This is a genomic window from Streptomyces sp. NPDC006012 (assembly GCF_042871185.1).
In the GTDB taxonomy this organism is placed as follows: Bacteria; Actinomycetota; Actinomycetes; order Streptomycetales; family Streptomycetaceae; genus Streptomyces.
This window is the reverse complement of record NZ_JBIAIE010000002.1, coordinates 570,713-597,193: the sequence shown is the minus strand read 5'-3', so window position 1 is coordinate 597,193 and position 26,481 is coordinate 570,713. Positions and strand designations below refer to the sequence as shown.

Annotated in this window: 22 protein-coding genes; 12 read left to right on the top strand and 10 right to left on the bottom strand. The window is 68.8% G+C overall.

The window, feature by feature from the left end; genetic code table 11:
* Positions 1 to 50: 50 nt before the first annotated feature.
* Positions 51 to 1,493 (bottom strand): CCA tRNA nucleotidyltransferase, encoded by a 1,443-nt coding sequence (locus ACFYPJ_RS06775; protein ID WP_389011528.1) that lies wholly within the window; start codon positions 1,491 to 1,493, stop codon positions 51 to 53.
* 257 nt (positions 1,494 to 1,750) lie between these two features.
* Here ACFYPJ_RS06775 and ACFYPJ_RS06770 point away from each other — a divergent pair, with 257 nt between their 5' ends.
* The 7 genes from ACFYPJ_RS06770 to trxA all read left to right on the top strand — a co-directional run bounded on the left by ACFYPJ_RS06770 (position 1,751) and on the right by trxA (position 11,635).
* Positions 1,751 to 4,117, top strand: a complete 2,367-nt coding sequence (locus tag ACFYPJ_RS06770; RefSeq protein WP_389011525.1) for a DUF6049 family protein — start codon at positions 1,751 to 1,753, stop codon at positions 4,115 to 4,117.
* 46 nt (positions 4,118 to 4,163) lie between these two features.
* Positions 4,164 to 6,602, top strand: a complete 2,439-nt coding sequence (murJ, locus tag ACFYPJ_RS06765; RefSeq protein WP_389011523.1) for a murein biosynthesis integral membrane protein MurJ — start codon at positions 4,164 to 4,166, stop codon at positions 6,600 to 6,602.
* Between the two features lie 119 nt (positions 6,603 to 6,721).
* A complete protein-coding gene (locus ACFYPJ_RS06760) occupies positions 6,722 to 8,440 on the top strand; it encodes a protein kinase family protein (RefSeq protein WP_389011520.1) in 1,719 nt (572 codons plus the stop codon).
* Positions 8,441 to 8,466: 26 nt separating this feature from the next.
* The gene (gene sigM / locus ACFYPJ_RS06755; RefSeq protein WP_389011517.1) at positions 8,467 to 9,192 is read left to right on the top strand and encodes an RNA polymerase sigma factor SigM; all 726 of its coding nucleotides are present in this window, start codon (positions 8,467 to 8,469) and stop codon (positions 9,190 to 9,192) included.
* 434 nt (positions 9,193 to 9,626) lie between these two features.
* Positions 9,627 to 10,124, top strand: coding sequence for a hypothetical protein (locus ACFYPJ_RS06750; protein WP_389011514.1), 498 nt, complete (start codon positions 9,627 to 9,629; stop codon positions 10,122 to 10,124).
* 167 nt (positions 10,125 to 10,291) lie between these two features.
* Positions 10,292 to 11,260, top strand: coding sequence for a thioredoxin-disulfide reductase (gene trxB / locus ACFYPJ_RS06745; RefSeq protein ID WP_389011511.1), 969 nt, complete (start codon positions 10,292 to 10,294; stop codon positions 11,258 to 11,260).
* A 42-nt stretch (positions 11,261 to 11,302) separates the two neighbouring features.
* Positions 11,303 to 11,635, top strand: coding sequence for a thioredoxin (gene trxA / locus ACFYPJ_RS06740; protein WP_389011508.1), 333 nt, complete (start codon positions 11,303 to 11,305; stop codon positions 11,633 to 11,635).
* A gap of 104 nt (positions 11,636 to 11,739) precedes the next feature.
* Here the strand turns inward: trxA and ACFYPJ_RS06735 are convergent, their stop codons facing one another.
* The 9 genes from ACFYPJ_RS06735 to rpmH form a co-directional block, all read right to left on the bottom strand.
* A complete protein-coding gene (locus ACFYPJ_RS06735) occupies positions 11,740 to 12,357 on the bottom strand; it encodes a GNAT family N-acetyltransferase (RefSeq protein WP_389011505.1) in 618 nt (205 codons plus the stop codon).
* Positions 12,358 to 12,670: 313 nt separating this feature from the next.
* The gene (locus ACFYPJ_RS06730; RefSeq protein ID WP_389011503.1) at positions 12,671 to 13,771 is read right to left on the bottom strand and encodes a ParB/RepB/Spo0J family partition protein; all 1,101 of its coding nucleotides are present in this window, start codon (positions 13,769 to 13,771) and stop codon (positions 12,671 to 12,673) included.
* Positions 13,768 to 14,841: a ParA family protein gene (locus ACFYPJ_RS06725; protein ID WP_389011640.1), complete on the bottom strand. Its 1,074-nt coding sequence runs from the start codon at positions 14,839 to 14,841 to the stop codon at positions 13,768 to 13,770. The genes ACFYPJ_RS06730 and ACFYPJ_RS06725 overlap by 4 nt, the downstream gene beginning before the upstream one ends.
* A gap of 328 nt (positions 14,842 to 15,169) precedes the next feature.
* The gene (gene rsmG, locus ACFYPJ_RS06720) at positions 15,170 to 15,886 is read right to left on the bottom strand and encodes a 16S rRNA (guanine(527)-N(7))-methyltransferase RsmG (protein ID WP_389011500.1); all 717 of its coding nucleotides are present in this window, start codon (positions 15,884 to 15,886) and stop codon (positions 15,170 to 15,172) included.
* A 113-nt stretch (positions 15,887 to 15,999) separates the two neighbouring features.
* On the bottom strand, positions 16,000 to 16,512 hold the full coding sequence (locus ACFYPJ_RS06715) for a protein jag (RefSeq protein WP_389011497.1): 513 nt from the start codon (positions 16,510 to 16,512) through the stop codon (positions 16,000 to 16,002).
* A gap of 15 nt (positions 16,513 to 16,527) precedes the next feature.
* A complete protein-coding gene (gene yidC / locus ACFYPJ_RS06710; RefSeq protein WP_389011494.1) occupies positions 16,528 to 17,838 on the bottom strand; it encodes a membrane protein insertase YidC in 1,311 nt (436 codons plus the stop codon).
* Between the two features lie 3 nt (positions 17,839 to 17,841).
* Entirely contained in the window at positions 17,842 to 18,207 is a 366-nt protein-coding gene (gene yidD, locus ACFYPJ_RS06705; RefSeq protein WP_389011491.1) for a membrane protein insertion efficiency factor YidD, read from the bottom strand.
* On the bottom strand, positions 18,204 to 18,575 hold the full coding sequence (gene rnpA / locus ACFYPJ_RS06700) for a ribonuclease P protein component (RefSeq protein ID WP_389011488.1): 372 nt from the start codon (positions 18,573 to 18,575) through the stop codon (positions 18,204 to 18,206). The genes yidD and rnpA overlap by 4 nt, the downstream gene beginning before the upstream one ends.
* A 20-nt stretch (positions 18,576 to 18,595) precedes the next feature.
* A complete protein-coding gene (gene rpmH / locus ACFYPJ_RS06695) occupies positions 18,596 to 18,733 on the bottom strand; it encodes a 50S ribosomal protein L34 (RefSeq protein ID WP_003956500.1) in 138 nt (45 codons plus the stop codon).
* Between the two features lie 375 nt (positions 18,734 to 19,108).
* On the opposite strand from rpmH, the gene dnaA reads away from it, so the two are divergent.
* The 5 genes from dnaA (at position 19,109) to ACFYPJ_RS06670 (ending at position 26,063) form a co-directional block, all read left to right on the top strand.
* Positions 19,109 to 21,046 (top strand): chromosomal replication initiator protein DnaA, encoded by a 1,938-nt coding sequence (dnaA, locus tag ACFYPJ_RS06690; RefSeq protein ID WP_389011485.1) that lies wholly within the window; start codon positions 19,109 to 19,111, stop codon positions 21,044 to 21,046.
* Between the two features lie 1,110 nt (positions 21,047 to 22,156).
* Positions 22,157 to 23,287, top strand: coding sequence for a DNA polymerase III subunit beta (gene dnaN / locus ACFYPJ_RS06685; RefSeq protein ID WP_389011483.1), 1,131 nt, complete (start codon positions 22,157 to 22,159; stop codon positions 23,285 to 23,287).
* A 146-nt stretch (positions 23,288 to 23,433) separates the two neighbouring features.
* On the top strand, positions 23,434 to 24,309 hold the full coding sequence (gene gnd, locus ACFYPJ_RS06680; protein ID WP_389011480.1) for a phosphogluconate dehydrogenase (NAD(+)-dependent, decarboxylating): 876 nt from the start codon (positions 23,434 to 23,436) through the stop codon (positions 24,307 to 24,309).
* Between the two features lie 54 nt (positions 24,310 to 24,363).
* Positions 24,364 to 25,524 (top strand): DNA replication/repair protein RecF, encoded by a 1,161-nt coding sequence (gene recF / locus ACFYPJ_RS06675; RefSeq protein ID WP_389011477.1) that lies wholly within the window; start codon positions 24,364 to 24,366, stop codon positions 25,522 to 25,524.
* Complete coding sequence (locus ACFYPJ_RS06670) at positions 25,521 to 26,063, top strand: DUF721 domain-containing protein (protein ID WP_389011474.1); 543 nt, start codon at positions 25,521 to 25,523, stop codon at positions 26,061 to 26,063. Before recF ends, ACFYPJ_RS06670 begins: the two co-directional genes overlap by 4 nt.
* The last annotated feature ends 418 nt before the right edge of the window (positions 26,064 to 26,481 follow it).

Genomic DNA, 26,481 nt, shown 5'->3' with positions numbered 1-26,481 from the left:
ATCAGGAACGGGGCGATGTTTCACGTGAAACATCGTCTCGTTCCACGGGCTCAGCCCTGCCCGGCCCACCACTCCTTGAGCGCCGCCACGGCCACGTCGTGCTCCATCGGGCCGTTCTCCAGTCGAAGCTCCAGCAGATACCTGTAGGCATTGCCGATCACCGGGCCGGGTCCGACTCCAAGGATCTCCATGATCTGGTTGCCATCGAGGTCCGGCCGGATCGCGTCGAGCTGCTCCTGCTCCTGAAGCTGGGCGATGCGCTCCTCCAGCCCGTCGTACGCCCGCGACAGCGCAACCGCCTTCCGCTTGTTCCGGGTGGTGCAGTCGGAGCGCGTCAGCTTGTGGAGACGATCGAGAAGCGGGCCGGCGTCACGGACGTAGCGGCGTACCGCCGAGTCCGTCCACTCCCCGGTGCCGTAGCCATGGAAGCGGAGGTGGAGTTCGACCAGTCGGGAGACGTCCTTCACCAGGTCGTTGGAGTACTTCAGCGCCGTCATCCGCTTCTTCGTCATCTTCGCCCCGACCATCTCGTGGTGGTGGAACGAGACCCGGCCGTCCTTCTCGAACCGGCGGGTGCGCGGCTTGCCGATGTCATGGAGGAGGGCCGCCAGTCGGAGCGTCAGGTCGGGCCCGTCGTCCTCAAGGGCGATCGCCTGCTCCAGGACGATCAGTGTGTGGTCGTAGACATCCTTGTGCCGGTGGTGCTCGTCGCGCTCCAGACGCAGGGCCGGCAGCTCGGGCAGAACGTGCTCCGCGAGGCGGGTGTCGACGAGCAGGGCCAGGCCCTTGCGCGGGTGAACGGAGAGGATCAGCTTGTTCAGCTCGTCCCGGACACGCTCGGCCGAGACGATCTCGATACGGTCTGCCATCTCCTTCATCGCCCGGACGACCTCGGGAGCGACCTCGAAGTCGAGCTGCGCGGCGAAACGGGCGGCCCGCATCATCCGCAGCGGATCGTCAGAGAAGGAGTCCTCAGGGGCACCCGGTGTACACAGCACGCGCGCCGCAAGATCCTCAAGGCCGCCGTGCGGGTCGATGAACTCCTTCTCCGGCAGGGCCACGGCCATCGCGTTGACCGTGAAGTCCCGTCGGACCAGATCCTCCTCGATGGAGTCGCCGTACGAGACCTCGGGCTTGCGTGACGTCCGGTCGTACGCCTCCGACCGGTAGGTGGTCACCTCGATCTGGTAACCGTCCTTCTGGGCACCGACCGTGCCGAAGGCGATCCCGACCTCCCACACGGAGTCCGCCCACGGCCGCACGACCTTGAGGACGTCCTCGGGGCGGGCGTCGGTGGTGAAGTCCAGATCGTTACCGAGCCGACCGAGCAGTGCGTCCCGTACCGAACCGCCGACCAGGGCGAGCGAGAACCCGGCCGCCTGGAAACGGCGGGCAAGATCGTCGGCGACGGGGGCCACCCGCAGCAGTTCGCTCACCGCGCGCTGCTGCACCTGGCTCAGGGGAGTGGGAAAGTCTTCGTTGGCGTTCGGCACAACAGAAGAGGGTACGTGGCCCCGACCACAGGAAGCGCCTCCATTATCCCCCGGCGAACATCTCCGTCCGTACCTGTGCAAGGGCAGCCATCACCCCGTAATCGCACTTTCCTCTTGATACCGAGTATGCGGGACGGACCGCCCCGGTTTCCCGATCTTGTGAGGTGGACCGCGGCACTTCCCCTCAGCGCGCATCGTTACCATGCGTGGACGCACATTGCGACGACCACTGACGACGACGAGGGACGGGCGAGCGCGTGGCCGAGGCGGCAGACTTCCAGGGGACGGCTCCCTCACCTGCCCGCCGGTGGCTGCGGCGCACCGGGGCGCTGCTCGCCGGTGCGCCCCTGCTGGCGGGTGTGGTGCAGCTGCCCGCGGCGGCGCCCGCACGGGCCGCCTCCTCCTCGGACACCGTGTCCGTCTCCGTGAACTCGCTCACCCCCAGCGCGCCCACCGACGGGGACACGGTGACCGTGTCCGGCACGGTGACCAACCAAGGCAAGCATTCGGTCACGGACGCCCATGTGGGACTGAGTGTGGGCCCCTCGCTGACCACCCGCTCCGCCATCGACAGCGTCGCTCAGCGGTCCGCCGACCCTCAAGGGATCTTCGGCTCCGAGCTCGGCGACAAGTACGTCGAGAACTTCGCCAAGCTCACTCCAGGGGTCGCCGAGCCCTTCACCATCTCCGTGCCCGTCGACCAGCTCGACCTCGGTCAGGACGGCGTCTACGAGTTCGACGTCTCCCTGTCCGGCCAGACCTCCGCCCAGCCCTGGGAACAGGTCCTGGGCATCCGGCGGACGTTCCTGCCCTGGCAGGCGGCGGAGGCCGGCACTCGGACGAAGACGACGTTCCTGTGGCCGCTGATCTCCACCGTCCACATGACGGCGAAGACCGGTCCCGGTGAGCACCAGACGCCGGTCTTCCTCAATGACGACCTCGCCCAGGAGATCTCCCCCGGCGGCCGCCTGAATCAGCTGGTGGCGCTCGGCAAAGGGCTGGACGTCACCTGGGTGATCGACCCGGATCTGCTGGCCTCGGTGGACGCGATGACGCGCAACTACCAGGTCCAGGGCGACGACGGCACCACCGCGGCCGGCACACACCAGGCGGTGGCCAAACAGTTCCTCTCCGACCTGCAGAAGGCGGTGGCCGACAAGCAGGTCGTCGCCCTTCCCTTCGGTGACCCGGACCTGGCCTCCCTCGCCCACAACGGCACGAGCGTCACGGGCTCGCTCAGCCACCTCAAGGACGCCACGGACGTCGCGGCCACCACGGTGCAGACGGTGCTCCACGTCACATCGAACACCGACTTCGCGTGGCCGGTGGACGGCGCCGTGGACCCGTCGATCATCAAGGTGGCCACGTCCGCGGGCGCGGACAAGGTGATCGCCCGCAGCGACAGCCTCCAGGAGACCGGTGACCTGTCCTACACGCCGTCCGCGGCCCGCCCTGTCGGCGGCGGCACCACGGCGGTCGTGGCCGACGCGCGGCTGTCGACGGCGTTCAAGGGCGATCTGACGAAGGCGGGCCGGGCCACGCTTGCCGTGCAGAAGTTCCTGGCGCAGAGCCTCGCGCTCAACACCCAGACGACGAAGCAGCGCAGCATCGTCGTCGCCCCGCAGCGCATGCCGTCCGCGAGCCAGGCCCAGGCGATGGCCCAGGCGATCACGGCCCTGGAGGGCTCGAACTGGTCCCAGGCGCAGGAACTCACCGCCGCAGCCAAGGCCAAGCCCGACCCGGGCGCCGCCACGAAGATCCCCTCCACGTCCGCCTACCCCTCCTCGCTGCGCAAGAAGGAACTGCCGCGGACGGCCTTCGAGCAGATCGCACGCACGCAGGACAAGCTCGACAACTTCCAGGTGATCCTCACCGACAAGTCCCGGGTGGTGACCCCCTTCGGGCGGGCCATAAACCGTGAGATGTCCACGTCCTGGCGAGGCACAAGTTGGGCTGCGGGCAGCTTCCGGCAGGGCGTGGAAGCCTGGCTCGACGAACTCATCGACCAGGTCAAGCTGATCGACAAGTCGGAGACGAAGCTCTCCGGCCGCAGCGCCACCATCCCGGTCACCGTCCAGAACAACCTGGTGCAGGGCGTCGACCGCCTGGTCCTGCGGCTCACCTCGACCATGCCGACCCGCCTCAGCGTCGGCGGCAAGGCATACACGGAACAGCCCGTCGACGTCTCCGGCGGCCACAGCCAGTCCGTGAAATTCACCACCTCGGCCAATGCCAACGGCCGGGTCACGGTCATCGCCCAGCTCTACACGGAGGACGGCCAGGAGTACGGCGCTCCGGTCAGCTTCGATGTGAAGGTCACCGAGGTCACCCCCACTGTGATGCTGGTCATCGGCGGCGGCGTGCTGCTTCTCGTCCTCGCCGGCTTCCGGATGTACACGCAGCGCAAGCGTGCGGCCGCCCGGCAGGCCGAAAAGGGCGGATCCGACACCGCGGGGAAGAACCCTGACGGGCCGGAGAACCCCGAAGACCCCGAGGACCGTCTCCAGAAGGAGTCCGACGCCCGTTCCGGGGCCGGGGACCCGGAGCAGCCGAGTGACCCGACACCGGACACCGCATCGGAAAGCGTCGGCCCGTCCGCAGCGGGTGAGAGAGTGGACCGTTGAGCGATGTCGTGGCCGGTGGGCCCGGGGACGATGAGGTGGGGTAACCATGAACGCGCCGTACGACGGTGACCGTGGCCAGGGCTCGGGCGGCGGCTCGGGCTACCCCGAGCCGCCGCCCGAGCCCGGCCAGGTGCCGCCGCAGCACGCGGCGGACATGTACCTCCAGGACGCCTACGACCAGGATCCCTACCGGGCCCAGGACCTCGCCGCCCAGGATCCGGTCGGCGAGGCGCTCTACGACCGGGCCGCACACCCCCCGCCGCCTCCGGGGACCTATCCGCAACAGCCGCTGTACGGCCAGCCGCCCCAGTCGCCCTACGCCCCCGACCCCCGGGTGTGGGCCCAGACACCGGCGCCCGAGCCGGCCCGGCCGACGCAGCACAGGCCCTACGGTGAGGACCCTCGTACGACCCAGTTCGTGGGCGTGGACGACCTGGTCACGCACTCCGGTGAGGAACGCCACGAGCCGGACGCCTTCGCTCATCTCTTCCGGGACCAGCAGCAGGGCACCGGACAGCCGCCCATGACGTCCCCGGCCGAATCCGGCCCTGACGGTGGACAGGGCCCCGCGGGGCCGCACCAGGCGTCGCCGCGCCCCGGCAGTCCGAACCCGGCGGGGGAGTACCCGGCGCAATACCAATCCGCGCCGTACCCGGGGCCGCAGTACCAAGGAGGCCAGTCCCCTGCGGCCCAGTACCCGCAGGCCCAGTACGGCCAAGGACCGTACGGGCAGGCGCAGTACCAGGCGGCCCCCGCCACGGCCAGCGCGACCGCAGCCGCGGGTGGCGCCCCCGCCGGTGCCACCACGGCCTCGGTGCCCGCTTCCTCCGCCGCCGCTCCCGCCGCGAAGAAGGGCGGACGCGCGGCCGGTCTGCTGAAGTCGAGTGCTGTGATGGCGGCCGGCACGATGGTCTCCCGTCTGACCGGTTTCATCCGCTCCGCGCTCATCGTGTCGGCGCTGGGTGTCGGTCTGCTCGGCGACACCTTCCAGGTCGCCTACCAGTTGCCGACGATGATCTACATCCTGACCGTCGGCGGTGGCCTCAACTCCGTGTTCGTGCCGCAGCTCGTGCGCGCCATGAAGGAGGACGAGGACGGCGGCGAAGCCTTCGCCAACCGGCTGCTGACCCTGGTGATGGTGGCGCTCGGCGCGCTCACGGTGCTCGCCGTCGCCGGCGCTCCGCTCCTGATCCGCCTGCTGTCGGACCCCGTGGCGAGCGACCCGGGGGCGAACGCGGTCGGTATCACCTTCGTCCGCTACTTCCTGCCCTCGATCTTCTTCATGGGCATCCACGTGGTGATGGGTCAGATCCTCAACGCCCGGGGCAAGTTCGGCGCGATGATGTGGACCCCGGTCCTGAACAACATCGTCATCATCGTGACGCTCGGCATGTTCATCTGGGTGTACGGCACCGCGGCACACTCCGGAATGAAGGTCACGAACATCCCGCCGGAGGGTCAACGCCTGCTCGGCGTCGGCGTGCTGCTCGGTCTCGTCGTCCAGTCCCTCGCGATGATCCCGTACCTGCGGGAGACCGGATTCCGGATGCGGCTGCGGTTCGACTGGAGGGGCCACGGTCTCGGCAAGGCCGCCACGCTCGCCAAGTGGACCTTCCTGTTCGTCCTCGCCAACCAGGCGGGCGCACTCGTCGTCACCCAACTCTCCACTTCGGCCGGCAAACATTCACCCGTGGACGGCACCGGCTTCGCCGCCTATGCCAACGCCCAGCTGATCTGGGGTCTGCCGCAGGCCATCATCACCGTCTCGCTGATGGCGGCCCTGCTGCCGCGCATCTCGCGCTCGGCCGCGGAGAACGACACCGGCGCCGTCCGCGACGACATCTCCCAGGGACTGCGGACGACGGCCGTGGCGATCGTGCCCGTGGCGTTCGGTTTCGTGGCTCTCGGCATCCCGATGTGCACCCTGATCTTCGGCTCCTCGGGCACCAGCGAAGCCACCAACATGGGTTACATGCTGATGGCCTTCGCCCTCGGCCTGATCCCCTACTCCGTGCAGTACGTCGTCCTGCGCGCCTTCTACGCCTACGAGGACACCCGCACCCCCTTCTACAACACGGTCATCGTGGCCGCGGTCAACGCGGGTGCCTCAGCCGCCTGTTACTTCCTGCTCCCCGCCCGCTGGGCCGTGGCCGGCATGGCTGCCGCATACGGCCTCGCGTACGCGATCGGCGTGGGCGTCGCCTGGAAGCGGCTGCGCAAGCGGCTCGGCGGCGACCTGGACGGCGCCCGTGTCCTGCGGACGTACGCGCGGCTGTGCATTGCCTCGGTACCAGCCGCCGCGCTCAGCGGCGCCGCCTGCTACGGCATCGGCCACTCCCTGGGCCAGGGCGTCATCGGCTCGTTCCTCGCGCTCGTGGCCGGTGGTGTGCTGCTGCTCGGTGTCTTCTTCGTCGCGGCCCGCCGTATGCGGATCGAGGAGATCAACTCCCTCATGGGAATGGTGCGTGGGCGTCTGGGACGCTGAGGCAGGGGTAGGCGCACAACCATCGTCCGCCCCCATGTGTCGTGCATAGCGGCAGACTGTGGGCACAATTGGTTTCGGCGTCGGACAGCGTGCAACGGATGGGGAGGCAGGGAACGACGGTGGCGGAACGGAGCACGGCTGCCGTCGACGTGGCAGACAACAGCGGTGACAAGCCGCTGACCGCCAAGGCGGACCAGTCCACGGCCGACGGGGTGGCCCAGAACCCGGAGCGGGACACGGACAACGACGAGGCGAACGCCGGGGCCGAGGGTCCCGGGAAGGACACCTCACCTCCTGAGCTGCACAGCGGTCACAAGCTCGCCGGACGCTACCGGCTGGAAGAATGTGTCACCCGTCTGGACGGATTCAGCAGCTGGCGTGCGGTCGACGAGAAGCTCCGCCGGGCCGTCGGGGTGCACATCCTGCCGGCAGACCATGCGCGGGCCCGTAATGTGCTGGCCGCGGCCCGGTCCTCGGCGCTGCTCGGCGATCCCCGCTTCGTCCAGGTTCTGGATGCCGTCGAGGAGAACGATCTCGTCTACGTCGTACAGGAGTGGCTGCCGGACGCCACCGAGCTGACAGCGCTGCTGTCCGCCGGACCGCTGGAGCCGCACGACGCCTACCAGATGGTCAGCCAGGTCGCCGGCGCCATGGCGGCGGCCCATCGCGAAGGTCTGGCCCACCTCCGTCTCAACCCGAACGCCGTGCTGCGCGCCTCCACCGGCCAGTGGCGCATCCGCGGCCTCGCCGTGAACGCCGCCCTGCGCGGCATCAGCTCTGACACTCCGCAGCGCACGGACACCGAGTCCATCGGCGCCCTGCTGTACGCCGCGCTCACCCAGCGCTGGCCGTACGAGAGCGACGCCTACGGGCTGCCCGGCCTGCCCAAGCACGTCGGTCTGATCCCCCCGGACCAGGTGCGGGCTGGTGTCCACCGTGGACTGTCCGAGCTGGCCATGCGTGCGCTCGTCAACGACGGTGCCACCGCTTCCCGGCACGAGGCACCGTGCACCACTCCGGAGGAGCTGGTGAAAGCGGTCGGCGAGATGCCTCGCATCCGCCCGCCGGAGCCGGCGTTCACGGCACCGCCCGAGTACCAGCGCACGACCTACCAGCAGGGCACCTACGGCCGCCCGGCGCCCCGCCCCGGCGCCACCCAGCCCATCCAGCCCCCGCCGCCCCCGCTGCAGACCCGTACCGGCAAGGTCCTCAAGTGGACGGTCTCCGCACTTCTGATCGCCGCCCTGGGACTGGGCAGCTGGCAGCTCGCGGACGCACTGATGAATCGTGGCAACCAGTCCGGCGACAGCAACAACACCCAGACGTCGGACGGGGGCGACAAGGGCAAGGACACGGGCAAGCCCGCCACGGCACTCAAGATCCAGGGTGCCCAGGAGTTCGTCGCCGAGGGCGACGCCCAGCACCCCGGGGATGTCGGCAAGACGTACGACGGGGACACCTCGACGACCTGGCGGACCAAGACCTTCAACGAGGGTCCGACCATCGCCCCGTACAAGCCGGGCGTGGGCATCGTCTACGACCTTGGCTCGGCGAAGGAGATCTCCGCTGCGTCCATCCGGTTGCGCTACGCCGGCGATCACACCACCGTCGAGCTGTATGCGTCCGACTCCCTCACGCCGTCGTCACTCGCCACGCTGGACAAGATCGGCAGCGTCAAGACGAGTGGCACCGACGCCACGGTGAAGCTCACCAAGCCGGTGAAGGGGCAGTACGTCCTCGTGTGGCTCACCGCGGTGCCCTATTCGGGTCCTGATCCCGCCGAGTACAGCGCCGCCGGGTACAAGCAGGCCATCACAGAGGTGAAGTTCACAGGCTGACGCTCACCGGAGCGGGAGGGGGTCGGATGGCGGACGGCACCGGATTCGACGGGGTGAGCGATCAGGACCTGCTCGCCCGGCACGTCGGCGGGGATCCCGATGCCTTCGGTGAGCTGGTGCGCCGGCACCGGGATCGGCTGTGGGCGGTCGCCCTGCGGACGCTGGGGGACCGCGAGGAGGCCGCTGATGCCGTCCAGGACGCCCTGGTCTCCGCCTACCGGGCTGCGCATACCTTCCGTGGGCATTCGGCCGTCACGACCTGGCTGCACCGGATCACGGTGAACGCCTGTCTGGACCGCGCCCGCAAGGCGGCGTCCCGGAGGACCGCGCCGGTCGACGACACCGAGCGGCTGGAGCAACTGCTGGAGCCCCACGAATCGGCCTCGGCACCGGCCGAGCGGAACGATCTGCACCGGCAGCTGCTCGAAGCCCTGGCGACGCTTCCGCACGATCAGCGTGCCGCCCTCGTCCTGGTGGACATGCAGGGTTACCCGGTCGCCGAGGCCGCCCGCATCCTCGATGTGCCCGTCGGGACCGTGAAGAGTCGCTGCGCTCGTGGCAGAGCCAGACTTCTCCCGCTGGTCTCCCACCTACGGCGCGAAGAAACCTGTGAAGGCCCCCAGCCGGCTCCTGCACGGAACCACTCGGAGGGGACGTCCGTCCCACCGACAGCGAGCACCGGGGACAGAGACCCACGACAAACGGAGTCCAGTGATTCAGCCGTAGTGAAGGGCGGAGGTGGGCGAGCATGAATTCGAGGACGGATACGACCGGGCACCTGGACGTCACCGAGATCTCCGACTTCACCGAAGGTCTGCTCCCACCGCCGCGGATCACTGACGTACGGCGTCATATCGCCGCTTGCGATCTCTGCGCCGACGTCCACCGTTCTTTGGAGGAGATCCGGGGCCTCCTGGGCACGCTACCGGGCCCGCCACAGATGCCGGCCGATGTGGCCGGCCGGATCGACGCCGCGCTCGCCGCAGAAGCGGTGCTCGATGCCACGACGACCGCCGGCCCGGTGCCTGTCACGGTCAGCTCGTCCACCGATCCGGCCGATGAGGACGCCGGGACGCATGTTTCACGTGAAACATCGACTCCCACGGACCGTCCCGTCGGTCGTCCTCATGGAGCGACCGGTCCAGGCCGGAAGGATCGCCGCCGCGGACGCCGCAGGACCGTCGTCATGGGAGCCGTCCTCACCGCTGCCGTCCTGGGAGCCGGATCCCTCTTCCTGCGATCGTTCGGCACCGACAAGACCCCCGTGACGCCCTACGCACAGCAGACCACGGCAGCCGACACCTTCTCCGGGGGCACTCTGGGGAACCAGGTGACCGATCTTCTCGCCGTGCATCAAAGCTCGCAGCCCGGCTCCGACACCCAGGAACCACGGATCGGCACCGATTCGGATCCCCAGACGCCGGACGCCGTCAAGAGTGCAGGCACCCTGCTTCAGACCTCCGCCCCGGTCCCGGACTGCATCCGTGGAGGCATCAACGGCACCGGCGACATTCTCGCCGCCAAGAAGGGGATCTACGACGGGAAGGACGCCTATCTCGTCGTGCTGCCCGACACCGCCGACACCAAGCGGGTCACCGCTTACGTCATCGACGCGGCCTGTGTCGGCCAGGAGCCCGTGTCGCCGGGCACGGTCCTGTGGAAGCAGTCCTTCACTCGTTCCTGAAGATCTGCGGTTCATCTCGGCCCCCAGCGGCAAACCCTCGCATGGAGCGGCTCCGTGTGCCCGGACACACCGGGAATGCGGGCCCCGTAGGATCCGTTGCGTGGGGTGAGAGTTCTGACGGACTCCCACCGGTCGAACGACAGAGACCAGAGACGAGGAATGAAGCCGTGAGCGACGTCCGTAACGTGATCATCATCGGCTCCGGGCCCGCCGGCTACACGGCGGCGCTTTACACTGCGCGCGCCTCGCTGAAGCCCCTGGTGTTCGAGGGGGCTGTCACCGCCGGCGGTGCGCTGATGAACACCACCGACGTGGAGAACTTCCCGGGCTTCCGTGACGGCATCATGGGCCCCGACCTGATGGACAACATGCGAGCCCAGGCCGAGCGCTTCGGCGCCGAGTTGGTGCCGGACGACATCGTCTCCGTCGACCTCGCGGGTGAGATCAAGACCGTCACGGACACTGCAGGTACCGTCCACAAGGCGAAGGCCGTGATCATCACCACCGGCTCGCAGCACCGCAAGCTCGGCCTGCCGAACGAGGACGCGCTCTCCGGTCGTGGTGTCTCCTGGTGTGCCACCTGTGACGGGTTCTTCTTCAAGGACCAGGACATCGCCGTGATCGGCGGCGGTGACACCGCGATGGAGGAGGCCACCTTCCTCTCGCGGTTCGCCAAGTCGGTGACGATTGTCCACCGCCGGAACAGCCTGCGCGCCTCCAAGGCGATGCAGGAGCGTGCCTTCGCCGACCCGAAGATCAAGTTCGTGTGGGACAGCGAGATCGCCGAGATCCAGGGCGATCAGAAACTCTCCGGTCTGAAGCTGCGCAACGTCAAGACGGGTGAGCTGTCCGACCTCCCGGTGACGGGTCTGTTCATCGCGATCGGTCACGACCCGCGGACCGAGTTGTTCAAGGGCCAGCTGGACCTGGACGGAGAGGGCTACCTCAAGGTCGACTCCCCGTCCACGCACACCAACCTGACCGGTGTCTTCGGCGCCGGTGACGTGGTCGACCACACGTACCGACAGGCGGTCACCGCTGCCGGCACCGGCTGCTCGGCCGCTCTCGACGCCGAGCGGTTCCTCTCCGCCCTCGCGGACGCGGAGAAGGCCGAGCCCGAAAAGACCTCCGTCTGACCCCCTTCCGCCCCACCGCACGATCAAGTTAAGGAGCTCGCCGTGGCCGGCAGCCTGAAGAACGTGACCGACGCTTCCTTCGAAGAGGACGTCCTCAAGAGCGACAAGCCCGTCCTGGTGGACTTCTGGGCCTCCTGGTGCGGTCCGTGCCGCCAGATCGCGCCGTCTCTGGAGGCGATCGCGGCCGAGCACGGCGACAAGATCGAGGTCGTCAAGCTCAACATCGACGAGAACCCGGGTACGGCCGCCAAGTACGGCGTCATGTCGATCCCGACCCTGAACGTCTACCAGAGCGGCGAGGTCGCGAAGACCATCGTCGGCGCCAAGCCCAAGGCCGCGATCGAACGCGACCTTGAGGAGTTCATCGCCGAGTGAGCCGGCTACGCGGCGACGCCGTCGAACCGGCGCTATGTTTCACGTGAAACATGAATGGGCCAGCCCTCCGGGGTTGGCCCATTCGCTTGAGATCGACGCCCTTCCTAGAGCGGTCGCAGCGCTGGTTCCTTCTGTACGGCGCCCAGGAGCCGGTCGATCGCCATCTCCACGTCTTCCTTCCAGGAGAGCGTTGTACGCAGCTCCAGACGCAGGCGCGGATACGCGGGGTGGGGCCGTACCGTCTTGAAGCCCACTGCCAGCAGATGATCGGCCGGCAGGACACAGGCGGGCTCTTTCCAGTGGGCGTTCCCGAATGCCTCGATCGCCTTGAACCCCCTTCGCAGCAGATCCTTGGCGACGGTCTGCACCATCACTCGGCCCAGCCCCTGCCCCTGATAACCCGGCATGATGAACCCGGTCATCAGCTGCACTGCGTCCGGGGAGACGGGACTCGTCGGAAACGCCGTCGAGCGGGGCACGTAGGCCGGGGGCGCGTAGAGCACGAAGCCGACCGGCGCCTCATCGACATAGACCACCCGGCCGCAGGATCCCCAGTCCAGCAGGACGGCGGAGATCCAGCCTTCCTTCTCCACCGCGGCCGTGCCCGCATTCACCGCGGCCCCACCACTGACCGGGTCGAGTTCCCAGAAGACACACGAGCGACAGCGCTTGGGAAGATCCTGAAGGTTGTCCAGCGTGAGCGGTACGAGCCGACGCCCCATGAAGGCTGTTCCTCGCTTCCTTCGCCCGCGACGTCGCGAGCTGCTGTCAAAAGCGCCCCGTTCCTAGAGCAGGCTGTCGGCGGGCCGCCGAGCGCGTCCAGTCCCAGCCCACGTCACCAGTCCGGTCCGGCTCACCGTTCGCATGGCCCGTCTCCCAAGGAGAGGGGCTGCCAGGTGAAAGCGCCATACCCGAACGCATCGTATCCACGATGCGTTTGCATCGATACCGCCAGAAAGCAAAGAGCGGACCGCGTTCCAGTACACACCGGACACGATCCGCTCCGTCGCCCGAGAGGGCAGGGTCAGCGCGCGCTCAGTCCTCCAGGACCTCGGAGTCCACATCCTGGAGATCCTGCGGGAAGACCGGTCCCTCACCCGGGGCGAGCGTCCCGAGGATCCGCTCAAGGTCTTCCATGGAAGCGAACTCGACCGTGATCTTGCCCTTCTTCTGGCCGAGGTCGACCTTCACCCGTGTCTCGAAGCGGTCCGAGAGGCGAGTGGCGAGATCGTTCAGCGCCGGGGAGACCCGGGTTCCGGCGCGGGGCCCCTTGGAGCGTTGCGTGACCTGGGGACGCGAGCCCATCAAGGTCACGATCTCCTCGACCGCACGCACCGAAAGGCCCTCAGCCACGATCCGGTGTGCCAGCCGGTCCTGCTCCTCGGAGTCCTCCACCGAGAGCAGCGCCCGGGCGTGGCCGGCGGACAGCACGCCGGCGGCGACCCTGCGCTGGACGGACGGCGACAGCTTCAGCAGACGCAGGGTGTTGGAGACCTGGGGACGGGAGCGCCCGATGCGGTCCGCCAGCTGATCGTGGGTGCAGTTGAAGTCCTTGAGCAGCTGGTCGTAGGCGGCGGCCTCCTCCAGCGGGTTCAGCTGGGCCCGGTGCAGGTTCTCCAGCAGCGCGTCCAGGAGGAGCTTCTCGTCGTCCGTCGCCCGGACGATCGCGGGGATCGCTTCGAGGCCGGCCTCACGACAGGCTCGCCAGCGCCGCTCGCCCATGATGAGTTCGTAGCGGGCAGGACCCAGCTGCCGTACGACGACGGGCTGGAGGAGGCCGACCTCCTGGATAGAGGTGACGAGTTCTTGCAGCGCGTCCTCGTCGAAGACCTCACGCGGCTGGCGCGGGTTCGGCGTGATGGAGTCGAGGGGGATCTCAGCGAAGTGAGCGCCCATCGGCGGTGCGGGCGTCTCCGCGACACCGAACACCGGCGGATCCTCGGTTTCCTGAGTAATAGGTGGCAGCGTGGCCACCTTGGCCGCGGCCACCCCGCGGTCTGCCGTCAGCACCGGGGCCGCCACGGGAGACGGGGACGTCGCTCCCCCGATCGCGGCCGATGCCGGGTTCTTCTCGGTCGGGGCAGCAGGAATCAGTGCCCCCAGACCGCGGCCCAACCCCCTCCGTCGCTCACTCACTGGATCCCCTCCACCATGCTCGGATTGCTCTGCGCCCCAATGTGGGCCTGGGTCGGGTCGTAGTTGACGCCGACCCCCTTCAACGCGATTTCTCGCGCCGCCTCAAGATAGGACAGGGCACCGCTCGATCCCGGATCGTAGGTCAGTACCGTCTGGCCATAGCTCGGCGCCTCGGAGATACGGACCGAGCGCGGAATGCTCGTCCTCAGCACCTCGTCACCGAAGTGACTGCGCACCTCTTCCGCGACCTGGGAAGCAAGACGCGTCCGGCCGTCGTACATGGTGAGCAGGATGGTCGACACGTGCAGGTTGGGATTGAGGTGGCCCCGCACCAGATCGACGTTGCGCAACAGCTGGCCCAGGCCCTCCAGCGCGTAGTACTCGCACTGGATGGGGATGAGGACCTCGGCCCCCGCCACCAAGGCGTTGACGGTCAACAGACCAAGCGACGGAGGGCAGTCGATGAGGATGTAGTCCAAAGGCTGCTCATACGCCTGGATGGCCCGCTGGAGCCGACTCTCTCGGGCCACCAGCGACACCAGCTCGATCTCCGCACCGGCGAGGTCGATGGTGGCCGGGGCACAGAAGAGACCCTCGACATCGGGGACCGGCTGGACGACCTCCGCAAGAGGCTTGCTCTCGACCAACACGTCGTAGATGGACGGGACTTCGGCGTGATGGTCGATTCCCAGCGCGGTAGAGGCGTTGCCCTGCGGGTCGAGGTCGACCACCAGGACACGACCGCCATGCAGAGCGAGCGAAGCGGCAAGGTTGACCGTCGTCGTCGTTTTGCCCACGCCACCCTTCTGGTTGGCGACCACGACGACTCGGGTCCGCTCAGGCCGTGGCAGGCCTTCGCCGGCGCGACCCAGAGCCTCCACCGCCAATTGGGCAGCGCGACCGATGGGAGTGTCGTCCATGGGGGGCGGTGTTTCACGTGAAACATCCGCCCCCATCGACTCGGTGCGGGGACCGGGGACCGGATCGGTCATCGGTCCCGCGATGTTGGCGTCGGACCGCAAGGATTCACTCTCCTCGACTTCAGGCTCGCAATGAACAGAGCCTCCCATGCCTTCGGGGTCGTGAACCAGTGAGCCCTGGCGTTCTGTGGAGAATTCCACCTCTGTGGACAACTCCGCGCCCCTGGAGAGGGGCGGAATGCCGTCTGAAGGCGCTGTCTCCCCGAGCGATCCGAGGGGCTTGCGGTCGCGAGGTTCGGCCGCGGCCCGGCCGCGACTGATGATGCCGTGCAGCAGTGAGCGACGTTTCACGTGAAACACGATGCACAGCGGCTGCGGCAGTATCTCCGCGACACTCCGGGTTGCGTAGGTTTGGAGGCTTGTGTGGAGTAAGTGGCGTCGTCAGGACGGATCAGCAGCGCTCATCCGTCCGACCGTCTCAGCGACGTCTGCGTGTGCGCCCAGTACGGGCCGCCTTCGCTCGCTTGGCCGCAAAGCGCACACCACCGGGGCTCTCCCCGACCTCGACCCGCACGACGGTCGACAGCGGGTCCACGACCCCTTCGCCCACATGCAGAACAGAGGTCGACACCGCTCCGAGCTTGCTCAGTGCCGCTCCCGCGGCCTTCAGCTCCTCCTCGGCCGTGTCGCCCTTCAGCGCAAGCATCTCGCCGTACGGCCGCAGCAGAGGGATCCCCCATCCGGCGAGGCGGTCCAGAGGCGCCACCGCCCGGGCCGTCACCACATGGACCGGCGGCACCATCCCCATGACCTCCTCGGCCCGGCCACGGACGACCGTCACATGGTCCAGGCCCAGCAGCTCGACGACTTCGGTCAGGAAGTTCGTACGCCGGAGCAGTGGCTCCAACAGCGTGATCTTCAGGTCCTCACGGACGAGTGCGAGCGGGATACCCGGCAGGCCGGCACCGGAGCCGACGTCGCACACCGTCACTCCCTCTGGAACCACCTCGGAGAGCACCGCGCAATTGAGCAGGTGGCGACCCCACAGGCGGGGTACCTCGCGCGGGCCGATCAGCCCACGCTGCACACCGGCCTCGGCCAGCAGCTCCGCGTAGCGGACCGCATCGGCGAAACGATCGCCAAATACTTCCCGCGCCTGTTCGGGCGCAGGGGGGAGATCCGCTGCCTCCGTCACGGGGACCGTCCTTCCGTACAGCGCCGACGTCGTGCGCCGACCACAGAACACCAGACTGACAAAGTTCGACCCCGCCTGGGCAACAGACGGGGCCGGTAGAACCAGGGGGCCGATCAGGCGGGCAGCACGACGACGAACCGCTGCGGCTCCTCGCCCTCCGACTCGCTGCGCAGCCCCGCGGACTTGACCGCATCGTGCACGACCTTGCGCTCGAACGGGGTCATCGGCTTGAGCTTGACGGGCTCACCGGAGCTCTTGACCTCAGCAGCGGCTTTGGCTCCCAGCTCGGAGAGCTCGGCACGCTTGTTGGCACGGTAGCCCGCGATGTCCAGCATGAGCCGGCTGCGGTCCCCGGTCTCCCTGTGCACGGCCAGGCGAGTCAGCTCCTGAAGGGCTTCCAGCACCTCGCCGTCACGGCCGACCAGCTTCTGCAGATCGCGACCGCTCGTGTCGCTGATGATCGACACAGAGGCGCGGTCCGCCTCGACATCCATGTCGATGTCGCCGTCGAGGTCGGCGATGTCGAGCAGACCCTCAAGGTAGTCCGCCGCGATCTCGCCCTCCTGCTCCAGGCGGGTCAGGGTGTCTGCACCCTCGGCAGCGGCGGAGGTGGTGCCTTCCGTCACGGGATGGACTCCTTCTTACTTCTTGGACGGGGACTTGGGCCGCTGCGGATTCTTGCGCTGCCCGGACTGGGCCTTGCTCCGGGTGCCGGCACCCGGCTTCGCTGCCTGCTTGGCTGCGGGCTCGGCGTCCTGCGGCTGTTCGGACTTCCCCAGCGATGTGGGCGAGGCATCAGCATCAGCATCGGCATCGGCCTCTTGGGCGCCCGCGTCAGCCTGCTTCGAGCCGCCGGACTGGCGCTGGGCCTTGGTCTGGCGCTTGGGCTGCTGGCGCTTGGGAGCGGTGGCGGTGGTGGTCGTGGTCGTCGTGCCGTCCTCGGCCACGGTGACGGTCTGGCTGTCGCTCTTGAGCACCGTACCGTCGGCCTGGGCGGCGAGACCCGCCTTGCTCAGGCCGTTGATGAACTTGCGCTCGAACTCATTGCGGTCCCGGCCCTTGCTCACGATCGCCTTGATGATGGCCTTCTCGCTGCGCCGGCCGACCTTGCCGTGGTGCGTGACGTGCTTGGTCAGACGCTCCAGATAGGCGGCCTGGGCCTTGGAACCCGGGGTCGGGTTGTTGCGGATGACGTACATCTGCTGGCCCATGGTCCACACGTTGGTGGTCAGCCAGTAGACGAGGACACCGACCGGGAAGTTGATGCCGAAGACGGCGAACATGACCGGGAAGACATACATCAGCATCTTCTGCTGCTGCATGAACGGCGTCTTCACCGTGGTGTCGACGTTCTTCGTCATCAGCTGGCGCTGCGTGTAGAACTGCGACGCCGACATCAGGACGATCATGATCGCGGTGACGACCCGCACGTCGGTCAGCGAGGCGCCGAGGGCGCCGACCTTGCCCGAGCCGTCGGTGAACTTCGCGGCCAGCGGGGCGCCGATGATGTGCGCCTTCTGGGCGCTGGCGAGCAGCTGGTCGTTGATCACGCCGATGGTCTTGCCCGACGCGATGCCGTTGAGCACGTGGTACAGGGCGAAGAAGAACGGGGACTGCGCCAGGATGGGAAGGCACGAGGAGAGCGGGTTGGTGCCCGACTCCTTGTACAGCTTCATCATCTCTTCGGACTGACGCTGCTTGTCGTTCTTGTAGCGCTCCTGGATCTTCTTCATCTCGGGCTGGAGCGTCTGCATAGCCCGGGTCGCCTTGATCTGCTTCACGAAAAGCGGGATCAGGCAGATACGGATCAAAATCACCAGGGACACGATGGACAGGCCCCAGGCCCATCCGGTGTCGGGGCCGAAGACGGCGCCGTACACCGTGTGGAACTGGACGATGACCCAGGAAACGGGTGTCGTGATGAAGCTGAAGAGGCTGGCAATCGTGTCCACTAATCATGCTCCTTGGGCATGGGACGAGGTCTCAGCGGCCGGGCTCGCGGGAAGCCCGGACGGGAGCTTCTCCTCGGTGGCCGGTTCGGCGGCGGAGGGCCCGCCCTTGCGTGCGTGCCATGCGCTGCGCAGCATTTCGTGCCACCGAGGACGCTTGCGCTGCGGAACATGGTCCACACCGCCGAGCGACCAGGGATTGCACCGCAGGATGCGCCAGGCGGTGAGCGCTGTGCCCTTGATCGCACCGTGCCGGTCGATGGCTGTGTAGCCGTAGCGGGAACACGACGGGTAGTACTTGCACACCGGTCCGAGCAGCGGACTGATCGTCCACTGGTACAGCTTGATCAGAGCCAGTAGCGGGTACTTCATCGCGCGCCCCCTCCCAGCAGCCGCCCCACGGCGGCATCCAGGTCTCGGGCCAGCTGTGCATGGTCTGCGTCGCCCGCTCCGGGCAGCGCTCGTACGACTACCAGGCTACCGGGGGGAAAGAGGGCCACTCGCTCCCGCATCAGGTGACGCAGTCGGCGCTTCACTTTGTTGCGGACGACGGCGCCGCCCACGGCCTTGCTGACGACGAAACCCGCACGCGTCGGGGGAGCACTCTCCCCAGGCGCGTGCGGGTCCGTGGTACCGCTACGAAGGTGGACGACGAGGAGCGGGCGCCCGGCCCGGCGACCCCGTCGTACCGCGGTCGCGAAGTCCTCGCGCCGCCTCAGCCGGTTCTCGGTGGGCAGCACGACGTCATGACCGATCGGGATCAGGCGGACAGGCGGGCGCGACCCTTGCTACGGCGGGACGCGAGAATCGCGCGGCCGGCGCGGGTGCGCATACGCAGCCGGAAGCCGTGGGTCTTCGCGCGGCGACGGTTGTTCGGCTGGAAGGTGCGCTTGCTCACTCGGGGGCTCCAGAAGGTATCGGTGGTGGCGGGGTGCCGTCCTGGCTGTCACCGTGCGCCCACGAGTAGCTCGCAGTGACGCCCGAGTGCACCGCTTACCGATCACCTGACGTGACCTGTGCCCATCGGAGGCAGGCGGCAGCAGCCATCGACAACTCGACCTGGTTACGGTACGCGCGGCTACGCCATCCGGTCAAACCACGAGTCGCGCAGGGACACTATCCACAGGCTGGGGACAACAACTTGAACCGTACCCGCCGCGCTGACTACCGTGGCTGAACTCCGATTCGTTCCCTTGTCCCCCGCACCACCCGTTTTAGATCCCGACCCGTCCCACAACCACACGTTCGTGGGACCTGTGAGAGAGCGTGCCCTGTGGCTGACGTACCTGCCGATCTTGCCGCAGTGTGGCCACGCGTTCTGGACCAGCTCCTCGGTGAAGGCCGTGGTCAGGGTGTGGAGGCGAAGGACGAGCGCTGGATCAGGCGGTGCCAGCCGCTCGCCCTGGTCGCGGACACCGCGCTGCTCGCCGTTCCGAACGAATTCGCCAAGGGCGTACTGGAGGGCCGGCTGGCGCCGATCGTCAGCGAGACCCTGAGCCGCGAGTGCGGCAGGCCGATCCGCATCGCGATCACCGTCGACGAGTCCGCGGGCGAGCCTGCGGCGACGCCCGTCCCCAAGCCCGCGCCGTCGTACGACGAGGGTGCGGGGACGCCGTCCCGCTACGAGGAACCTGCGCAGCCCCCCGGCCCGTACGACGGGTACGGCCGGCACCGCGCCGACCCGTTGCCGGGCGCCGAGTCCGGCCCCGGCGCGGACCAGATTCCCACCCCCCGCCCGGCCTATCCCTCCGAGTACCAGCGCCCCGAGCCCGGGGCCTGGCCGCAGCCCGGCCAGGACGAATACAGCTGGCAGCAGCCGCGGCTCGGCTTCCCGGAGCGCGATCCGTACGCCTCGCCGCCGCCGCAGGACTCCTACGGACCGGCACGTGACGCCTACGCGCCACCGGACGCCTACCCCCCGGGGCAGCGCGCGTACGGCTCCGGGCACGACTACCGCCCACCGGGCCGGGAGCGCCCGTACGAGCAGCAGCGCTCCGCCTACGACGGGTCGCACACGGACTACGACCAGCGCGGCCCGGCCAGGCATGAGCGGCCCGAGCCGCCGTCCGGCTCCGGCCAGGCACACCGCGGCGGCCCGATGGCGACGAACCCGCCGGCGAGCGGTGCGCACGGTCCGCTGACCGCGCAGCCGGCGCCGGCGGCCGGTCCCGGCGAGCCGACGGCGCGGCTGAACCCCAAGTACCTCTTCGACACGTTCGTCATCGGCGCCTCCAACCGTTTCGCGCACGCGGCCGCGGTCGCCGTCGCCGAGGCGCCCGCGAAGGCGTACAACCCCCTCTTCATCTACGGCGAGTCGGGACTCGGCAAGACCCACCTGCTGCACGCCATCGGGCACTACGCGCGCAGCCTCTACCCGGGCACGCGGGTGCGGTACGTGAGTTCGGAGGAGTTCACCAACGAGTTCATCAACTCCATCCGCGACGGCAAGGGCGACAGCTTCCGCAAGCGCTACCGCGAGATGGACATCCTCCTCGTCGACGACATCCAGTTCCTCGCGGACAAGGAGTCGACGCAGGAGGAGTTCTTCCACACCTTCAACACGCTCCACAACGCCAACAAGCAGATCGTGCTCTCCAGCGACCGGCCGCCCAAGCAGCTGGTCACCCTGGAGGACCGGCTGCGCAACCGCTTCGAGTGGGGCCTGATCACCGACGTCCAGCCGCCCGAGCTGGAGACGCGTATCGCGATCCTGCGCAAGAAGGCGGTGCAGGAGCAGCTCAACGCTCCGCCCGAGGTGCTGGAGTTCATCGCTTCCCGGATCTCGCGCAACATCCGCGAGCTGGAGGGCGCGCTGATCCGGGTGACCGCATTCGCCTCGCTCAACCGGCAGCCGGTGGACCTGGGGCTGACGGAGATCGTCCTCAAGGACCTGATCCCCGGCGGCGAGGACTCGGCCCCCGAGATCACCGCGACGGCGATCATGGCGGCGACCGCGGACTACTTCGGGCTCACCGTCGAGGACCTGTGCGGCACCTCGCGCGGCCGTGCACTGGTGACCGCCCGGCAGATCGCCATGTACCTGTGCCGTGAGCTGACGGACCTGTCCCTGCCGAAGATCGGCGCGCAGTTCGGCGGGCGCGACCACACGACGGTCATGCATGCCGACCGCAAGATCCGCGCGCTGATGGCGGAGCGCCGCTCCATCTACAACCAGGTCACCGAGCTGACCAACCGCATCAAGAACGGCTGACGCCGGCCACCGCACGCACGAGGGCGCCCCTGGGATCCGTCGGGATCCTGGAGGCGCCCTTTGTGATGCCGGGGTTTCCTGAGGTCAGGGGAGTGCGTACGGAGGCTGCGGAGGCTTGGGACCCGTCGTGCGCCGTCCCGCCCCGGGGATACCGAGGGGATGCCGAGGGCTGCCAGGACCGGCCTCATGGGCGGGGGCCGCCCGCTCCAGCGCCGCAGTCCGCCGGGCTCGAAGCCGCCCGCCGCCCCTCCGCCACCTCGTCACGGCCCCGGCCGGGCCCGGTCAGTGCCCGCCGGCGCCGGCCAGTGCCGGCGCGGCCGAAGATTCCCGACGGCCGTCGGCCACCCCGTGTTCGATTACCCGCCAGGTTACGGCTGCTCTCCACAGATTCGGTGACTTTCTGCCGTCCACACCCTGGGGACCGCCGAGTTGTCCAGATCGTGTCCACAGCTGACCCTGTCGAAAAACCATCAAGGCAGGTCATCCGGTTGTGGATCGGTGGATGAAAGATCTCCACAGACTGTGGACAAAGCCGAGATCCACAAGCTGTGCACAAAGTTGTCCACCGGCAACCCACAGGCTGAGGCCCGTTGTCCCCAGCGAACGCCGCGTTCTCCACATCACTGTCCACTGTTCGGCAACGCGACGCACCCGATCACCGTGTCGAGTGAAAGGCGTCACATCAAGCTGCCGGATTGGCATGTGGGAAACGTGGGTAAACCTGGGGACGCAGCTGGGGAGAACCGGCCCCAGGCTGTGGGCGGGGTGTGCAGAACTTCTTGTTCTCCACAGACAGGCCCGGTTGTCCACCGCCTCCGCCCACAGGGCCGGTGGACAAAATTTCCGCGCTGAGCAGGGCAAACGTGGTTATCCACGGTTTCCACAGGCCCTACTACTACTGCCAAGCAGAGAGAGAGCGGAATCCGTTTCGAAGTGGGGCCTGTGCACAACTCGCTGTCTCGTGCCCGACTGCCTCCCGGCACGACTTGACCCCGACAGGCACCTACTGTCAGTGCGGTGCGTCAGACTGGTTCCCGGTGTTCTTCCCCACCCAGGGGACAGCGACACAGCGGCGTAGGGCTCAGTGGCAACAGCAGGAGGCGGCTTACGGTGAAGATCCGGGTGGAACGCGACGTACTCGCGGAGGCAGTGGCCTGGGCGGCACGCAGCCTCCCGGCCCGTCCGCCGGCGCCTGTCCTCGCCGGCCTCCTGCTCAAGGCCGAGGAAGGGCAGCTGAGCCTGTCCGGCTTCGACTACGAGGTCTCCGCGCGCGTGAGCGTCGACGCCGAGGTCGAGGAGGAGGGCACGGTCCTCGTCTCCGGCCGCCTCCTGGCCGACATCTGCCGCGCCCTCCCCAACCGCCCGGTGGAGATTTCCACAGACGGTGTACGGGCGACGGTGGTCTGCGGCTCCTCGCGCTTCACCCTCCACACCCTGCCTGTGGAGGAGTACCCGTCCCTGCCGCAGATGCCGGTCGCGACGGGCACGGTCCCCGGCGAGGTCTTCGCCTCCGCCGTCTCGCAGGTCGCCATCGCGGCCGGCCGCGACGACACGCTGCCCGTCCTCACCGGCGTGCGCATCGAGATCGAGGGCGACACGGTCACGCTGGCCTCCACCGACCGCTACCGCTTCGCGGTCCGCGAGTTCCTGTGGAAGCCGGAGAGCCCCGACACGTCGGCGGTCGCCCTGGTGCCTGCCAAGACCCTCCTGGACACCGCCAAGGCGCTGACCAGCGGCGACAGCGTCACGCTGGCCCTGTCCGGCTCCGGCGCGGGCGAGGGCCTGATCGGCTTCGAGGGCGCGGGCCGACGGACGACCACGCGTCTGCTGGAAGGCGACCTGCCGAAGTACCGCACACTGTTCCCGACCGAGTTCAACTCGGTCGCGGTGATCGAGACCGCCCCCTTCGTGGAGGCCGTCAAGCGCGTGGCCCTGGTCGCCGAGCGCAACACCCCGGTGCGGCTCAGCTTCGAGCAGGGCGTGCTGATCCTGGAAGCGGGCTCCAGCGACGACGCACAGGCTGTGGAAAGAGTCGACGCCCAGCTGGACGGCGACGACATCTCCGTGGCCTTCAACCCCACCTTCCTGCTCGACGGGCTCAGCGCCATCGACTCGCCGGTGGCCCAGCTGTCGTTCACCACCTCCACGAAGCCCGCGCTGCTGAGCGGCAGGCCCGCGGTGGACGCAGAGGCGGACGAGACCTACAAGTACCTGATCATGCCGGTGCGCCTCAGCGGCTGACCCTTCCGTCCGGCAAAGTCCCAGGTGAGGGGCGTACGTATGAGCGCGTATGCCCACAGCTGTGCACGGCGGTCCGGGTCTAGGCTCAGCCGCGGGTACGAACGTGTGCCCCATCCGTCACACAGCTACCGAAGGACACCAATCAGATGGAGCTCGGTCTCGTCGGCCTCGGCAAGATGGGCGGCAACATGCGCGAGCGGATCCGCCGCGCGGGCCACACCGTCATCGGATACGACCGCAACGCGGACCTCGCCGATGTCCACAGCCTGGGGGAGCTTGTGGGCAAGCTGTCCGGGCCGCGCGTGGTCTGGGTGATGGTGCCGGCCGGTGAGGCCACCCAGGCCACGGTCGACGAACTCGCCGGGCTGCTGGAGCCGGGCGACGTCGTCGTGGACGGCGGCAACTCCCGCTGGACGGACGACGAGAGGCACGCCGAGGAACTGGCCGCCAAAGGCATAGGCTTCGTCGACTGCGGTGTCTCGGGCGGCGTCTGGGGGCTGGAGAACGGCTACGCCCTGATGTACGGCGGCGACCCGGAGCACGTCGCCAAGGTGCAGCCGGTCTTCGAAGCGCTCAAGCCGGAGGGCGACTTCGGCGCGGTGCACGCCGGGCAGGTCGGCGCGGGCCACTTCGCGAAGATGGTTCACAACGGCATCGAGTACGCGATGATGCAGGCTTACGCCGAGGGCTGGGAACTGCTGGAGAAGGCCGACTCGGTCACGGACGTGCGTGAGGTCTTCCGCTCCTGGCAGCAGGGGACGGTGATCCGTTCCTGGCTGCTCGACCTCGCGGTGAACGCCCTCGACGAGGACGAGCACCTGGCCGGGCTGAAGGGTTATGCACAGGACTCCGGCGAGGGGCGGTGGACGGTGGAGGCCGCCATAGACCACGCGGTGCCGCTCCCCGCGATCACCGCGTCGCTGTTCGCGCGGTTCGCCTCGCGGCAGGACGACTCGCCGCAGATGAAGATGATCGCGGCGCTGCGGAACCAGTTCGGCGGCCACGCGGTGACGAAGAAGTAATCCACAGGGCCGGGGTTCCGGGTCCACAAGGCTGGGGGAGGCTGGCGCACGACCATGCACGTCACGCATCTTTCGCTGGCCGACTTCCGCTCGTACGCCCGGGTCGAGGTCCCGCTCGACCCGGGCGTCACCGCGTTCGTCGGCCCCAACGGGCAGGGCAAGACGAACCTCGTCGAGGCGGTCGGCTATCTGGCCACCCTCGGCAGCCACCGGGTCGCCTCGGACGCCCCGCTGGTCCGCATGGGGGCCGAGCGCGCGGTCATCCGCGCGCAGGTCAGGCAGGGCGAGCGGCAGCAGCTGGTCGAGCTGGAGGTGAACCCGGGCAAGGCGAACCGCGCCCGTGTCAACCGGTCGTCGCAGGTCCGCCCCCGGGACGTGCTGGGGATCGTACGGACCGTGCTGTTCGCGCCCGAGGACCTGGCGCTGGTCAAAGGGGATCCGGGCGAGCGGCGGCGCTTCCTCGACGAGCTGATCACTGCCCGCGCGCCGCGCATGGCAGGGGTGCGGTCGGACTACGAGCGGGTCCTGAAGCAGCGCAACACGCTCCTGAAGTCGGCGGCGTTGGCCCGCAGGCACGGCGGCGGCCGGACCGGGGGAGCCTCGGGGCAGGGGGCTCCGGGCGCCGGTGCGGATCTGTCCACGCTCGACATCTGGGACCAGCATCTCGCGCGCGCGGGCGCCGAACTGCTCGCCCAGCGGCTCGATCTGATCGCCGCGCTCGAACCGCTGGCCGACAAGGCGTACGAGCAACTGGCTCCCGGGGGCGGCCCGGTCGCCCTGGAGTACAAGCCGTCGGCGCCGGGCGAGGCCCAGACCCGCGAGGAGCTGTACGGGCAGCTGACGGCGGCGCTCGCACAGGCGCGCAAGCAGGAGATCGAGCGCGGTGTCACCCTCGTCGGCCCGCACCGCGACGACGTGGTCCTCAAGCTCGGCCGGCTGCCGGCCAAGGGGTACGCCTCGCACGGCGAGTCCTGGTCGTACGCACTGGCGTTGCGGCTGGCCTCGTACGAGTTGCTCCGCGCGGAGGGCAACGAACCGGTGCTCGTGCTGGACGACGTCTTCGCCGAGCTGGACGCCCGCCGCCGGGAGCGGCTCGCGGAACTGGTCGCGCCGGGTGAGCAGGTGCTGGTGACCGCCGCGGTCGACGACGACGTGCCGCACGTTCTGGCGGGGGCCCGGTACACGGTGTCGGACGGGACGGTGGAGCGCGCATGAGTACGGACGAGCCCGCCCCCGCGCGGCCCGAGCACTCCCCCGAGCCGTCGGGCGTCGATCTCGCGCGCGTGGCGCTGCGCGCGGCGAAGGAGGCGGCACGCGCGCGTGGGGACGCGGTGCGGCAGAAGAAGCAGGCGCGGCGCGGAGGACTGCGCTCCGGCGCGCGCGCCGACGGCCGCGATCCGATGGCGCTGGGCGCCGCGATCAACCGGTTGATCACCGAGCGCGGCTGGGAGGCGCCGGCCGCGGTGGGCGGGGTGATGGGCCGCTGGCCGCAGATCGTCGGCGACGACCTGGCCAAGCACTGCGTGCCGCAGCGGTACGACGAGGAGGAGCGCGCGCTGTCGGTGCAGTGCGACTCCACGGCCTGGGCGACCCAGCTGCGGTTGCTCGCGCCGGCGCTGGTGGCACGCCTCAACGAGGACCTGGGGCACGGGACCGTGAAGCTGATCAAGGTGTTCGGTCCCGGTGGCCCCACCCGTCGCCACGGTCCCCTGCGCGCCCCGGGCAGCAGGGGCCCCGGCGACACCTATGGGTGACCGGCGCGTCGCCGAGGGGTGACGTACGGGGCTGTGGAGAGGGGCCGGGCGGCGGCGGCCGAGTAGGTGACCGACTTCACATATTCGCTGGTCCGGTGGGCTTGCCGGATCGTGGCGGGCCACCCGGGCGGGGGATCGCGCGGTGGCCGGGGACGTGACCTGACCGTGGAGTAGCCGGGGGTTGACAGCTCGAAGCGCTGAGTGGCGCTGTGAGCCTCTTGGAGCCCCCATCCGCATATCGGTACCCGGCCGAGACCGGTTGAGGGCGGCACATGGGGACTCAGGTACCGGCAAACCCCCATCACTGTCGGCGCTACCGGTAGACTGGAAGCCAATCCCGCCCCAAACGTGGGGACCGTCCGGGAAAAGCTGAGCACCGCTGATTCAGGGCTTACCAACGCAACATGCCGCAGCCGCT

What these genes read in the sequence shown, in the direction of transcription:
- murJ (WP_389011523.1), top strand. Translation starts at nt 4,164, where the DNA reads ATGAACGCGCCGTACGACGGTGACCGTGGCCAGGGCTCGGGCGGCGGC.
- sigM (WP_389011517.1), top strand. Translation starts at nt 8,467, where the DNA reads ATGGCGGACGGCACCGGATTCGACGGGGTGAGCGATCAGGACCTGCTC.
- ACFYPJ_RS06750 (WP_389011514.1), top strand. Translation starts at nt 9,627, where the DNA reads ATGGGAGCCGTCCTCACCGCTGCCGTCCTGGGAGCCGGATCCCTCTTC.
- ACFYPJ_RS06735 (WP_389011505.1), bottom strand. Translation starts at nt 12,357, where the DNA reads ATGGGGCGTCGGCTCGTACCGCTCACGCTGGACAACCTTCAGGATCTT.
- ACFYPJ_RS06725 (WP_389011640.1), bottom strand. Translation starts at nt 14,841, where the DNA reads ATGGGAGGCTCTGTTCATTGCGAGCCTGAAGTCGAGGAGAGTGAATCC.
- yidD (WP_389011491.1), bottom strand. Translation starts at nt 18,207, where the DNA reads ATGAAGTACCCGCTACTGGCTCTGATCAAGCTGTACCAGTGGACGATC.
- gnd (WP_389011480.1), top strand. Translation starts at nt 23,434, where the DNA reads ATGGAGCTCGGTCTCGTCGGCCTCGGCAAGATGGGCGGCAACATGCGC.
- recF (WP_389011477.1), top strand. Translation starts at nt 24,364, where the DNA reads ATGCACGTCACGCATCTTTCGCTGGCCGACTTCCGCTCGTACGCCCGG.
- ACFYPJ_RS06670 (WP_389011474.1), top strand. Translation starts at nt 25,521, where the DNA reads ATGAGTACGGACGAGCCCGCCCCCGCGCGGCCCGAGCACTCCCCCGAG.